General features: G+C 65.2%; 11 protein-coding genes. 9 read left to right on the forward strand and 2 right to left on the reverse strand.

Annotated features, from left to right (window positions below; all coding sequences use genetic code 11):
- Nucleotides 1-30 precede the first annotated feature (30 nt).
- The 5 genes from E4P09_RS01325 to E4P09_RS01345 all read left to right on the forward strand — a co-directional run bounded on the left by E4P09_RS01325 (nt 31) and on the right by E4P09_RS01345 (nt 5,720).
- Complete coding sequence (locus E4P09_RS01325; protein ID WP_137387792.1) at nt 31-486, forward strand: BA14K family protein; 456 nt, start codon at nt 31-33, stop codon at nt 484-486.
- Nucleotides 487-675: 189 nt separating this feature from the next.
- Nucleotides 676-1,482, forward strand: coding sequence for an SH3 domain-containing protein (locus E4P09_RS01330; RefSeq protein ID WP_137387793.1), 807 nt, complete (start codon nt 676-678; stop codon nt 1,480-1,482).
- 79 nt (nt 1,483-1,561) lie between these two features.
- Nucleotides 1,562-2,305, forward strand: coding sequence for a 23S rRNA (adenine(2030)-N(6))-methyltransferase RlmJ (rlmJ, locus tag E4P09_RS01335; protein WP_137387794.1), 744 nt, complete (start codon nt 1,562-1,564; stop codon nt 2,303-2,305).
- Between the two features lie 175 nt (nt 2,306-2,480).
- Nucleotides 2,481-4,619: a lytic transglycosylase domain-containing protein gene (locus E4P09_RS01340; protein ID WP_137387795.1), complete on the forward strand. Its 2,139-nt coding sequence runs from the start codon at nt 2,481-2,483 to the stop codon at nt 4,617-4,619.
- 189 nt (nt 4,620-4,808) lie between these two features.
- Nucleotides 4,809-5,720: a DMT family transporter gene (locus tag E4P09_RS01345; RefSeq protein ID WP_137387796.1), complete on the forward strand. Its 912-nt coding sequence runs from the start codon at nt 4,809-4,811 to the stop codon at nt 5,718-5,720.
- Between the two features lie 23 nt (nt 5,721-5,743).
- Here the strand turns inward: E4P09_RS01345 and E4P09_RS01350 are convergent, their stop codons facing one another.
- Complete coding sequence (locus tag E4P09_RS01350; protein WP_137387797.1) at nt 5,744-6,259, reverse strand: VOC family protein; 516 nt, start codon at nt 6,257-6,259, stop codon at nt 5,744-5,746.
- A 210-nt stretch (nt 6,260-6,469) separates the two neighbouring features.
- Here E4P09_RS01350 and E4P09_RS01355 point away from each other — a divergent pair, with 210 nt between their 5' ends.
- From E4P09_RS01355 to E4P09_RS25825, 4 genes are all read left to right on the forward strand, one after another.
- Nucleotides 6,470-8,335: an adenylate/guanylate cyclase domain-containing protein gene (locus E4P09_RS01355; protein WP_137387798.1), complete on the forward strand. Its 1,866-nt coding sequence runs from the start codon at nt 6,470-6,472 to the stop codon at nt 8,333-8,335.
- 62 nt (nt 8,336-8,397) lie between these two features.
- Nucleotides 8,398-10,275 (forward strand): KUP/HAK/KT family potassium transporter, encoded by a 1,878-nt coding sequence (locus E4P09_RS01360; protein WP_137389191.1) that lies wholly within the window; start codon nt 8,398-8,400, stop codon nt 10,273-10,275.
- A 56-nt stretch (nt 10,276-10,331) separates the two neighbouring features.
- Nucleotides 10,332-10,682: a RidA family protein gene (locus E4P09_RS01365; protein ID WP_137387799.1), complete on the forward strand. Its 351-nt coding sequence runs from the start codon at nt 10,332-10,334 to the stop codon at nt 10,680-10,682.
- Nucleotides 10,683-10,972: 290 nt separating this feature from the next.
- Nucleotides 10,973-11,143, forward strand: coding sequence for a hypothetical protein (locus E4P09_RS25825; RefSeq protein WP_170984169.1), 171 nt, complete (start codon nt 10,973-10,975; stop codon nt 11,141-11,143).
- Between the two features lie 10 nt (nt 11,144-11,153).
- Here the strand turns inward: E4P09_RS25825 and E4P09_RS01370 are convergent, their stop codons facing one another.
- Nucleotides 11,154-12,341, reverse strand: a complete 1,188-nt coding sequence (locus E4P09_RS01370) for an acetyl-CoA C-acyltransferase family protein (RefSeq protein WP_137387800.1) — start codon at nt 12,339-12,341, stop codon at nt 11,154-11,156.
- Between the last annotated feature and the right edge of the window lie 9 nt (nt 12,342-12,350).

A 12,350-nucleotide genomic window follows, 5' to 3' on the forward strand; every position in this document is an offset into this window, starting at 1 on the left:
ACCTCCCGGTTGCGTCAAAGGAACGTCCGAATGCTGAAATCAACATGGCTCGCCATCAGCCTGGCTGCTGCGATGGCCGGTGGGCTGCCCGCGACGGAGGCGAATGCTTCCGTAGCCACCGCAAGCGCCCTCACCCGTGACATGGGCGCGATCGAACCCAAGGCCTCGGCCGACCTGAGGCTGGTCCAGTTCTATTACGACCCCTATCGCTTCGGGCCGCGCTACCTCTATCCCCGCCCGGGCTACCGATATCGCTATGGCGGCTACTATTATCGCGTGCCGTGGTGGGAGCGGCCGCCCGTCGTCATTCCAGCTCCGCCACCGCCGGTCTATTACGGCCGCCCTGTACCGCCACCTCCGCCGGTCTATGGCGTTGGCAATGCACATGTTCGCTGGTGTCTCAACCGTTACCGGTCCTACGATCCCGGCAGCAACACCTTCGTCGGGTACGACGGCCGGCGCCGCCCCTGTGTCAGCCCCTACTGAGACCGTGAGGCGACAGGATCCCGCCTCGCGCATCCCCAAATGGCACATCCAGGGCAGCGGGCTGTGCCGACATCTCGGCTTGTGCAACCCGCAATGGGCCAAGTTCGTTGGTTTTTCAAGGTATGGGCCGCAGATCATGCGACTGGCAACACGTTCTCTTCCGCCAGGTGAACCCCTGGAGGCCTGCTTATGAAACTCAAGATCATCATCCTCATGGCCGTGACGGCGCTCGCGGTGTTTGCGCATGGCGACGAAGCCCGCGCCGCCAATGGCTACACGACCGGCACGGTCAATATGCGCGCGGGGCCTGGCACCGACTATCCCCGGGTGGCGACGGTGCCGGAAGGCAGCCCGGTCACCATTCACGGCTGCACGGCCGGCTATCGGTGGTGCGATACGTCCTGGCGGAACCAGCGCGGCTGGATTTCCGCCAACTACCTCAATTGGGCGAGCTATCGCGGCCGATCCGTCTACTTGCCGAACTATGCCGGGGTGATCGGCGTTCCGGTCATCGGCTTCTATTTCGACGACTACTGGTACGACTATTACCGGTATCGGCCGTGGTACAAGCATCGGCACCGGTGGCATCACCGGCCGCCGCATCATCATCCCGGGAAGCCGGGAAGGCCTGGGAGACCCGGAAAACCCGGTAAGCCCGACCGGCCGGATTGGCCGGATCGCCCCGGCAAGCCTGGAAAGCCCGACAGACCCAGCCGCCTGGACAGGCCCAACCGTCCGGACTGGCCGCCGGTCAGGCCAGGGATAAACCGGCCCGATCGGCCGAGCAGAATGGGAAGACCCAACCGGCCGGATCGGTCGCCCGCGGTGAGGGTTCCCCGCAACAGCGATGTCCGGGTGGTGCCGCGCGTCTCGCCGCCCCAGGTCAACCGGCCCGCGCCACGGCTCGATACACCGCGGCCAATGCCGCAGATGAGCCGGCCCTCGATGAGGGGTGGTGGCGGTGGGGGCGGCGGCGAGTGGCGGCGAATTCCGTAACGTCCCACAGCTTGCTATAATAACCGACCGAAACTGGGGGCCCCTGCGTGGGGCCTCTTCCTTGTTTGTCCATGCGCCCATGCTTTCCTATCAGCACGGCTATCACGCGGGCGGCCCCGCGGATGTTCACAAGCACGCCGCGTTGGCCCGCATGCTCGATAAGGTCGCGCGTGAGCGGATGCCTTGCACCTATGTGGAAACGCATGCCGGCCGCGGCCTTTACAGCCTGAACAGCCCCGAAGCGCGCAAAACCGGAGAAGCGGAGCGCGGCATTCTCGCCCGGCTGCGCGAGGGCGCGAAACTGCCTGAGCCTTACCGGCGGGCAATCCGGATGACGCGCGCGGCATACGGCCCGAATGCCTATCCCGGATCGCCCATGATCGCGCGCCTGATCCTGCGGCCGATCGACCATCTGCATCTGATGGAGCTCCACCCGCAGGAGTTCGCAGCGCTTCGGCAAAGCGTCGCCGGCCCGGGCATTCGCGTTCTGCGGCAGGATGGGCTGGATGCAGCCTTGGCCCTTCTGCCGCCCCGGCAAGGCAGCGGCTTTCTCTTCATCGACCCGAGCTATGAGGTGAAGGCGGAATACGCCGCCGTTGCCAGCTTCGTTCAGAAGGTGATTGCCCGCTGGCCCGATGCCCGCCTGCTGCTGTGGTATCCGATCCTGGAACAGGGACTACACGAATTAATGATCGAGAAGCTGGAGCGGATGCGCTTGCCCGGCCATGAGCATGATCGGGTTTATTTTCCCGCAGAAATCTCGCCCCGCCTGCGCGGCAGTGGCTTGATCGGGCTGAACATGCCGCAGGATCTCTCGATGTAGCTGGGGCCCGCTGCCCTATTTCAGTCGAATTACGCTACTAAGGCACGCGCCCTGTCATTTTGATCGCTTTAATGTTACGATAACCTTGGGTCGACTTGGCACGGCAGCGGGCAGCAGCGGGAGTGCTGGGGCTTGCTCCTGAGGTTTCCGTCCGCGAGGAGGGGGTTTCGTCAGTATGGTGTTGCGCGCGTGTCTGCTCCGCGCTTGTAATGGTGGCGTCGTTGCCGGCATTGCAGTGGGAATTCTGGTCTCGGCCGGTGTGAGTCCGGCTCCGGCTCAGCCGGCCGCCGAGGTCCGTCTGCTCAATCCTGCGATTTACCGTCCCGCGGAGATCACGCCCGAGGTCGCGCGGGTCAAGGCTGTGGGTGACATCCTCAGCGACAACTACGACAGCGCACGTGTTTATGCCGGCATCGCAAATGACAGTGCGATCACCGCATTGCTCGACTGGCGCGAGACCATGTTCGCCGGCGATGAAAGCGCGTTTGACCGCATCAGCGCCTTCGTGGCGAAACATCCGGACTGGCCGGCCAGCGAGCGCATGCGGGCCCAGGCAGAGCGTTCCCTGCGAAAATGGCCGCGGCCGGCGGAGATGGTACTTGCCTATTTCGAGCTGGAGCCGCCAATCACCGTCAGCGGCAAGCTCGCCCTGGCTGCGGCCCTCAGACAAGCTGGGCGCATGGGGGAAGCCACCGATCTCGTCCGGACGCTTTGGCAGGAGGAGGAGCTTTCCGCTTCCCTGGAAGACGAGGTCCTCAAGGATTATGGCGCGGTGCTGACGGCCGACGAGCACAAGGCCCGCCTGGCCCAGCGGATCTATGACCGGGATCTGCCCGGGGCGCTGCGTGCCGCCAAGCGGCTCGATGGCAATGCCGAGACGTTCGCCAAGGCCGCCATCAGCCTCGCCAAGGGGCATCGGGAAGGCTTCAAGCTTTACGAGAAGCTGCCGGAGAGCGCCAAGAACCAGCTTCCCATGCGCTATGCGCTGACGCGCTATTATCGGCTGACCGACAAGGAGGCGCTTGCGCGCAAAGTTGCCCTTTCGGCCAAGCCGGGGACAGGCAAGGACGACAATCCGGGAGCTTGGTGGGAGGAAAAGCGGATCCTGGTTCGCGACGCCCTGGGCGAGAGGCGGGAGGAGCTCTACCGCCAGGCCTATGAGCTCGCCAGCAGCCACGGCAACGACGCCGGCCTTCCCTTCGTGGAGGGCGAGTTCCTGTCCGGGTGGATCGCTCTGCGGTTCCTGAAGGAGCCGGAACGGGCGCTGCCGCATTTCAAGGCGCTGGCGGCCGGCAATCCCCGGCCGGTCAACATCTCACAAGGTGAATATTGGGCGGGACGCAGCTACGACGCGTTGGGACAGCCTGCCGAGGCCTTGAAGCATTACCGGCGGGCAGGCGCGCATCCCACCACCTTCTATGGCCAGTTGGCGCGCGATCGTCTGGGCTGGCCCCGCGTGCCCGACAGCATCGTGAATGGCGGCCATCCCCGTCTCGACGCCCTGGTCTCGCTGGAGAACAGCGATCTGTTCCGCGCGACGCGCCTGATCGCCGCCGCCGGCCGCAGCGACGTCCTGCCGATGTTCCTGCAGGCCGTGATGCGGCAGACGACGACCAACGAACAGAAGGCCGCGTTTGTCCATTGGGTCTCGCGCATGGGCTGGCCGCATTACGCCCTGCGCCTGGCCAAGGCGGTGAGCATCGAGGGCGTCGACCTCGGGCAGCAGGCGTTTCCCGCTCCGGTGTTCCACCACGAGCCCCTTACGGAACAGCCGGAAATCGCCCTGATCTACGGCGTGATCCGTCAGGAAAGCGAGTTCAACCCAAAGGCCGAGAGTCATGCTGGCGCGCGCGGCCTGATGCAGATCATGCCGAAGACGGCGCGAGGTCTCAGCCGCAATTACCAGACGGTCTATGACCTCACTCGGCTGGTGAGCGATCCCGACTACAACGTGCAGCTCGGCTCCGCGCTGCTGCATGAGCTTCTGAACACGTTCGATGGGGTCTATGCGCTGGCGATCGCCGCCTATAACGCGGGGCCGGCGCCGGTCTATCGGTGGATGGAGCAGCATGGCGATCCCCGCAAGGGCGAGGTGGACCTGCTCGACTGGATCGAGATGATCCCCTATACGGAAACGCGCAACTACGTGAAGCGGGTCATGGAGAACATGAACGTCTACAGAGCCCACTTCAGGAAAGAGGAACCCGACACGCTGTTCGTAGGCTTGCAGCGGAGCCTGAAGGGTGATCTGCAACGTCAGGCTGGCTGCGAGGTGGTTTCGCACGCGGGGACCGGCGAGAGCGTTTGCCGCTAGCATTTCCGCGCTGGTCAAGCGGGGATAGACGCCTCTTTTCCAGCCGTTTGTATGAGGGCGGTGGCCAGCGTCGGTCAGGACGCTGCCATGCAATCATTGCGGTCGACAGGACACTTGTGATCGTGTTCCTGTCTTAGGCGCGAATACCTTCCATTTGCCCGGCTCCCCGCCCGAGGCCTGCGCCCTTCGATGTCCCCTCTCCGAGGCATTCTGCTCAAAATCGCGTCGACCGTGATGTTCACGGCGATGATCTCCTGCATCAAGGCCGTGTCATCGACCATCCCCGCCGGTGAAGCGGTGTTCTTCCGCTCGTTCTTTGCCCTGGTGCCTATCCTGCCGGTACTGATCTATCGGCGACAGCTGATGACGGCGCTCACCACGCGCCACTATTTCAGCCATTGGACGCGCGGGCTGGTCGGTGTCGCGTCCATGGGAACGTGGTTCATCGCCATCGGCCTGCTGCCGCTGCCGGAGGCCTTCGCGCTGGGCTATGCCTCACCGCTGATCGCGGTGGTGCTCGCGGTGGTGATGCTCGGCGAGCGGGTGCGCATCTTCCGCTGGGCCGCGGTGATCATCGGCTTCGGCGGGATCGTGCTCGTGGTCTGGCCCAGCCTGACCCTGCTGCAGTCGGGCCAGCTCGAGTTTCGTGCGGGACTGGGCGCGATATGCGCGCTTGGGTCATCGTTCTTCGCTGCGCTGGCCGTGATCCTGGTGCGGAAGCTCATCACCATCGAGAAGACGCCGGCCATCGTGCTGCACTTCTCGGTGAATTCATCGCTTCTGGCCTTGCTCACCCTGCCGTTCGGCTGGGTCTGGCCGACACCCTGGGAAGCCACTTTGCTCGTGCTGGCCGGCTTGCTCGGGGGCATCGGCCAGATTCTGCTCACCGAGTGCTATCGGCATGCGGACACGTCCACGATTGCGCCCTTCGATTACCTCTCGATGCTCTGGGGCCTGGTGTTCGGCTATGTCCTGTTCGGCGATGTGCCGACCGTCAACGTGCTCGTGGGCGCCGCGATCATCATTGCGGCGGGCCTTGCCATCGTGCTGCGCGAGCGGCAGCTGGCGCGCGCCAACCACACGCTCACTCAACGGGAGTGAGCATCCCTGGTATCGAAGCGCCCTCAAGCCTTCAGAAGGTCGCGCAGGTCAAGGGGCTCGGTCACCATGTTGAGGCTGCCATCGGGGGCGCGTGGCCATTCCGCCTCTGGCCTATCTCTATAGAGTTCGACGCCGTTCTGGTCGGGATCGCGCAGGTAGAGCGCCTCGCTGACCCCGTGGTCGCTGGCGCCGTCCAGCGGTATGCCCGCAGCGATCAGCCGCCTCAGCGCATCGGCCAGCGCCGCCCGGGTGGGATAGAGGATGGCCAGGTGAAACAGACCGGTGCTGCCCCGGGGCGGCGGGCTGCCGTCGAGGCTCTCCCACGTGTTCAGTCCGATATGGTGGTGATAGCCTCCAGCGGAGACGAAGGCCGCCCGCTCGCCGTAACGCTGGGTCAAGGCGAAGCCGAGCACGCCGCAGTAGAAGGCCAGAGCGCGGTCGATATTGGCCACCTTGAGATGGACGTGGCCGATGCGGGCACGGGCATCGATCGGGTTGGCCGGCCGGGCCAGGGGTTCGTCACCGGGCTTGATCGTCATGAGCGTTCTCCACGTCCAATCATCGCAACAGCCGCATTCCACAATGCCGCAAGCGCGCGGGCGGCACCAGGCACTGCAGAGCGGCGATCCGGCGCACGCGCCCCACCGGGTCCGGGTCCTTGTGGCAGCGGCATCATAGGTTTTGACATCGTCTCGGCCCAAATTTAGGGTCGCGGCTCATGACTGCGATCGCGACAGGTGGTTGCCGGATTGTCGAGTGAGCCACCCTCCCCTGCTGTTGCAACCGGCACAGGTGATTCCTCCCGCAAAGGAGCGCGCGGCCGTCTGCCGCTCGGGGCCGTCTTCGGCATCGGGCTCGGACTGCTGATGCTCCTCTCGCTTGGCTCCATGCTGGCGTTGAGCTTTCAGGCGGCGGTCGAAAACACGACGCAGCTGCTGCGGGACAAGATCTATCTGGTGATGCAGGCGGGCGAAGAGCGGGTTCAGAGCTTTCTCGACCCGGTAGAGAATACCGGCCGCTTCCTCCAGACGATGATGCAGACGGGAGATCTGCCCCTCGATGATCACCAGAAGCTTGCCACTGGGTTGCGGGCGGGCCTGGCCGGTGCCCCTCAGGTTTACGGCATGATGATGCTGTTCAAGGACCTGAGCGTGGTTCGGGTGGGACACGAGCGCAACCAGGTGACGTTCGAGCGCTGGGCCAACCGGCCCGAAATCTCCGCCAAACTCGGCGACTTGCGCGAGACGACCACGCCCGGCTGGTTGCCGCCGGTCTGGGCCGCGCCATTCGAGAGGACATTGCTCGCCTATCACCTGCCCGTCGTGGTCGACCACGAGTTCAGGGGCACGCTGGTGCTGGTGGTCGCCACGCGAGATCTGTCGAAGGACATTTCCGACGTCGCCTATCGCGGCACGACACCGTTCATCTTGTTCGGCCGCGACCGGGTGCTGGCGCATCCGCTGTTGGAAGACGGCAGCAAGCGGGGCTCGGGCGACAATCCTCTGCCAACCATCAGCGAGATCGGCGACCCGGTGCTGGCGGAAATCTGGAACCGGCAGCGCCGGCCTCTGGACCTGCTGGATGGCTCGGGCGATGCCGGCCACACGGTGGAAGTCGACGGTACGGAGCAGGTCTTCGTCTACAGGATGATCGAAGGCTATGGCGCGACGCCCTGGATCGTGGGTCTGCACGTGCCCGGCGCGGTGGGCGCAACGGAGCTTGCGAGATTGCTGCACCTCGCCGCCATTTCCGGGGCGTTGCTGCTGGGCGCGGTCATCCTCGCCTTCTTCATCGGAAGGGGCATGGGGCGGCCGCTCATGACGCTTGCCGCGGCGGCGGAAAAAGTGCGTGGACTGGATCTCGCGAAGGTGCCGGCCTTGCCGCGCAGCGACTTCCGGGAGCTGGATATCGCAGCCACCGCATTCAACGCCATGGTCTCCGCCTTGCGCTGGTTCGAGCTCTACATTCCGAAGACCCTGGTGCACCAGCTGCTGAAGGAAGGGGCCGCCGTGGGCTCGCCCGAGATACGGGACGTGACCGTGATGTTCACCGACATCGCCGGCTTCACCCAGCGCACGGCCGAGCTGGGCGCGCGGGGTATCGCGCGCGTGCTGGATGACCACTTCGGCATGCTCGGCGCGTGCATCGATGCGACCGAAGGCACGATCGATAAATACATTGGCGATAGCGTAATGGCGTTCTGGGGCGCCCCAGCCCATCAGCCGGACCACGCCCAGCGGGCAGCCAGGACGGCGCTGCTGGTGGCGCGCCGGGTGGCCGAGCAGAATGTCCAGGAGGGTGGAATGCCGATGCGCCTGAGGATCGGTATCGGCTCGGGGCCGGTGCTGGTCGGCAATATCGGCGCGCCGGATCGGGTCAACTACACGGTGGTCGGCGAGGTGGTAAACCTTGCCCAAAGGCTCGAGCAGCTCGGCAAGACCTGTAACGAGCAGGAGACGGTGAGCATTCTCCTCACCGAGGAGACCGCCAAGCTTCTGGGCTCCGGCTTCGAGGTCGAATGCCTGGGGCGCTATCAAATACGCGGGCTGGCGGGGATGGTGCCGGTCTACAAGCTCACCCGCGAAATCGAGCCGGAAGGACCCAACAGAGGATGATCCCCGAGGCAGAATCGGATCAGGCTTCCCGCTCATCGGCGCTGCGGGGAACGCGCTTCTCCATGCCCAGCTTCGGCATCGGCTCGAGCCGCACGCCGGCTCTGACCCTCGCCGCGATCGGCATCATCTTCGGCGATATCGGCACCAGCCCGATCTATGCGCTGAGGATCGTGTTCTCCGAGATGAGCGGCCTGCCCTACGCGGAAGATACCGTTCTCGGCGCGCTTTCGGTGATGATCTGGTCGCTCATTCTGCTGGTCACCGTCACCTATGTGACCTTGCTGCTGCGGGCGGACAACAACGGCGAAGGCGGGGTGCTGGCGCTCAGCTCACTGCTCACCCGCTGCAACCCCGGGTCGCGGCTGCGCTGGGTCATTCTCCTCCTGTCGCTGGTCGGCGCCTCGTTGTTCTATGGGGATGGCATCATCACCCCCGCCATCTCGGTGCTCAGCGCGGTGGAAGGCATCGAGATCATCGCGCCTGCTTTCAGCCATGTGGTGGTGCCAGTGGCCATCGCCATCCTGGTGGGGCTGTTCGCCTTCCAGAGCAGAGGCACGGAGCGGGTGGGCCGGCTGTTTGGCCCGGTCATGTGCGTGTGGTTCGCCACGCTCGCCGTGCTCGGCCTGATCCAGATCGCGCAGGTTCCCTCGATCATCCGCGCCATCAGCCCGCATTATGCGGTTCTGCTGTTCCTGAACCACCCGGTTCCGGCGTTTCTCGCGCTTGGCGGCATCGTGCTGGCGGTGACCGGCGTTGAAGCACTCTATGCAGACATGGGCCATTTCGGCCGCAAGCCCGTCCGGCTGGCGTGGTATGCAGTGGTCGGGCCGGCTCTCGTCCTGAACTATCTCGGCCAGGGAGCCCTGGTGCTGCGCGAGCCAGCTGCCCTGAGCCACCCATTCTTCAGCCTGGCGCCGAGCTGGGGTCAGCCATTCCTGGTGGCGCTCGCCACGTTCGCCACCATCATCGCCTCCCAGGCGCTGATCTCCGGGCTGTTCTCCCTAACCCGGCAAGCGGTGCAGCTGGAGCTCTTGCCGCGGCTGGAGATCCGCCACACGTCCCCGCACGAGCAGGGCCAGGTCTATCTGCCGGCGGTGAACTGGCTGCTCATGGCGGCCGTCATCATCGTGGTGCTGGGCTTCGAGTCCTCGGAGAAACTGGCCACCGCCTATGGAATCGCGGTGGTCTCGGCCATGCTGGTGAGCGCGGTGCTCCTCATGCTGGTCACCATCAATCTGTGGCAATGGCCGCCGGTGCTGATCGCGGGCTTCTTCTCGATCCTGTTCCTCGTCGATTTCACGTTCCTGGCCGCGAACAGCACCAAGATCCGCGACGGCGGCTGGTTCCCGATCATCGTCGGCATCGCGGCTTTCACCACCATGTCCACCTGGCGCCGCGGGCGTCAGGCGCTCAACCGGCGCATCGTGCGGGAAAGCCTGCCTCTGGTCGACTTCGTGCGCGGCCTGAAGACCAGCCGCGTCATCCGCGTTCCCGGTACGGCAGTGTTCCTGTCGCGCCGGTCCGACGTAACGCCCTCGGCCTTGCTGCACAACATGAAGCACAACAAGGTGTTGCATGAGCGCTCGATCACGCTCACCGTGGTCACGGAGGGCGTGCCGACGGTGCCCGAGCACATGGCCATCGAGCACGAGCCGCTCGGCCAGGGCATGCACCGGGTCGTGCTGCATGTCGGCTTCATGCAGACGCCCAGCATCCCGGCGGCGCTCGGCCGCTGCACCACGCTGGGCACGTCGGTGTCCATGATGGACACCTCGTTCTTCGTCTCGCGCGAGACGCTGATGCTATCGAGCCATCCGGAACTTTCTGCCTGGCGGGCGCGCCTGTTCATCGCTCTGTTCAATGTCGCCAGCGACGCCACCCAGTTTTATCAGCTACCGCGCAACCGGGTGGTTGAATTGGGCCGCCAGGTCGAGTTCTGATCAGCGGCGACATTCCCGTCCTTTCCAGCTGTCCATCCAAATCAGGGAGTAGCTCAATGACCATCAAGCGTCTCGGCGTGGAACGCCGGCTGTCGAACGTGGTGATCCACGGCAACACGGTTTATCTGGCCGGCCAGATCGCTGAAGAGGCCGCCGGGAAATCGGTGACCGAGCAGACCAGGGACATCCTCAACCAGATTGACGAGGCCTTGGCCGAAGCAGGCACGGATAAGACGAAGATCCTGCAGGTCACGATCTGGCTATCGAAAATGGCCTATTTCGGCGAGATGAATGCCGTGTGGGACGCCTGGGTGCCAGAGGGCCACACCCCCGCACGGGCCTGCGTGGAGGCGCGGCTCGCCGATCCGAAGATCGATGTGGAGATCATGCTGACCGCGGCGCTCTGACGGTCTGCTGGGCTCGCGACCGGACGGCGGGTTGTGCCGGCGGCCCCTGGATGCCCCGGTCGAGCCGGGCATGACGATGAGTTCAACACGCACCCCCTCGTCATTGCCGCGCTTGACGCGGCAATCCAGGGCCAAGCGGAACGCCTGTGCCGTGTGGCCCCTGGATGCCGGCTCAGCGCGCCTAGGCGGACGGCATGACGGCCCTGTTTCAGATTTGACAGCGGTGTTCTACAATCATAAGTAGAGCGCCGTGAGTTCGGAGTTGAGTCCTCGGGGCAACGGAGGACCAGATGCACCTGAACCCGCCTTCCCTTCTCGCCTTCCTCATTTCCATCATTCTGGCCGGCCTGGCGATGGCCGGCAAAATCACGCCGCTGCCCTACATCAGCGCCAATGTCGTGTGGCTCCTGCTGGCCGCCTATCTCGTGCTTGCGTTCGGCTGCCTGCAGCGCGGGCTATAGAGACCTGCGCTTACTGCATCCGCTCGACGGCAAGGGCGATGCCCTGCCCGCCGCCAATGCACATGGTGACGAGTCCATAGTGGCCGTTGGTCCGCTGCAGCTCGTAGAGGGCCTTGACGGTGATGATGGCGCCACTCGCTCCCACGGGATGGCCAAGGGCGATGGCGCCGCCATTCGGATTGGTCTTGTCCGCCGGGAAGCTCAGCTCCTTGGATACTGCGCAGGCCTGGGCGGCGAAGGCCTCGTTCGATTCGATCACATCGAAGTCCTCGACCGCCATGCCGGTGGACTTGAGCAGGTTGCGCACTGCGGGCACCGGGCCGATGCCCATCTCGGACGGCTCGACCCCGGCATGGCCATAGCCGATGATCCGCGCCATCGGCTTCGCGTCGGCGGCGCGGGCCGCATCGGCGGACATGAGCACCAGGGCAGCCGCGCCGTCATTGATGCCGGACGAATTGCCGGCGGTTACGGTCCCGTCCTTCTGGAAGACAGGGCGCAGGCCGGCCATGCCTTCGACGGACGCATCCATGCGGACGTGCTCATCGGTATCGAAGAGCACGCTCTCGCGGCCGGTCTTCACCTCCACCGGCACGATTTGATCGCGGAAGCGGCCTTCGCTGATGGCGCGGGCGGCGCGGCGGTGGCTTTCGGCCGCGAAGGCATCCTGCTCGTCGCGGGAGATGCCGAAGCGGCGGGCGACATTCTCGGCGGTCACGCCCATGTGGCCATGGCCGAATGGGTCATTCAGCGCGCCCAGCATCATATCGACCACCGCGACGTCGCCCATGCGGGCGCCCCAGCGCGCCCCGGTCTGGGTGTAAGGCGCGCGACTCATGGACTCGGCCCCGCCGGCAACCGCCACGTCGGCATCGCCCAGCATGATCGACTGGGCGGCGGAGACAATCGCCTGCGCACCCGAGCCGCACAGCCGGTTGAGGGTCATGGCCGGCACCTCCACCGGGATCTCGGCGTCGATGGCCGCGACCCGTGCGAGATACATGTCCTTCGGTTCGGTGTGGATCACATTGCCGAAGACCACATGGCCGACATCGCGCGGGGCGACCGCGGCGCGCGCCAATGCTTCGCGCACGCATGTTGCGGCAAGCTCGGTCGGCGGGACCGATTTCAGGCTGCCGCCGAAGGTGCCGATGGCCGTCCGTACGGCGCTGACGATGACGACGTCGCGTCCCTGCATTGCTGATCT

Source organism: Rhodoligotrophos defluvii (assembly GCF_005281615.1).
In the GTDB taxonomy this organism is placed as follows: Bacteria; Pseudomonadota; Alphaproteobacteria; order Rhizobiales; family Im1; genus Rhodoligotrophos; species Rhodoligotrophos defluvii.

What these genes read in the sequence shown, in the direction of transcription:
- E4P09_RS01325 (WP_137387792.1), top strand. Translation starts at nt 31, where the DNA reads ATGCTGAAATCAACATGGCTCGCCATCAGCCTGGCTGCTGCGATGGCC.
- E4P09_RS01330 (WP_137387793.1), top strand. Translation starts at nt 676, where the DNA reads ATGAAACTCAAGATCATCATCCTCATGGCCGTGACGGCGCTCGCGGTG.
- rlmJ (WP_137387794.1), top strand. Translation starts at nt 1,562, where the DNA reads ATGCTTTCCTATCAGCACGGCTATCACGCGGGCGGCCCCGCGGATGTT.
- E4P09_RS01340 (WP_137387795.1), top strand. Translation starts at nt 2,481, where the DNA reads ATGGTGTTGCGCGCGTGTCTGCTCCGCGCTTGTAATGGTGGCGTCGTT.
- E4P09_RS01345 (WP_137387796.1), top strand. Translation starts at nt 4,809, where the DNA reads ATGTCCCCTCTCCGAGGCATTCTGCTCAAAATCGCGTCGACCGTGATG.
- E4P09_RS01350 (WP_137387797.1), bottom strand. Translation starts at nt 6,259, where the DNA reads ATGACGATCAAGCCCGGTGACGAACCCCTGGCCCGGCCGGCCAACCCG.
- E4P09_RS01360 (WP_137389191.1), top strand. Translation starts at nt 8,398, where the DNA reads ATGCCCAGCTTCGGCATCGGCTCGAGCCGCACGCCGGCTCTGACCCTC.
- E4P09_RS01365 (WP_137387799.1), top strand. Translation starts at nt 10,332, where the DNA reads ATGACCATCAAGCGTCTCGGCGTGGAACGCCGGCTGTCGAACGTGGTG.
- E4P09_RS25825 (WP_170984169.1), top strand. Translation starts at nt 10,973, where the DNA reads ATGCACCTGAACCCGCCTTCCCTTCTCGCCTTCCTCATTTCCATCATT.
- E4P09_RS01370 (WP_137387800.1), bottom strand. Translation starts at nt 12,341, where the DNA reads ATGCAGGGACGCGACGTCGTCATCGTCAGCGCCGTACGGACGGCCATC.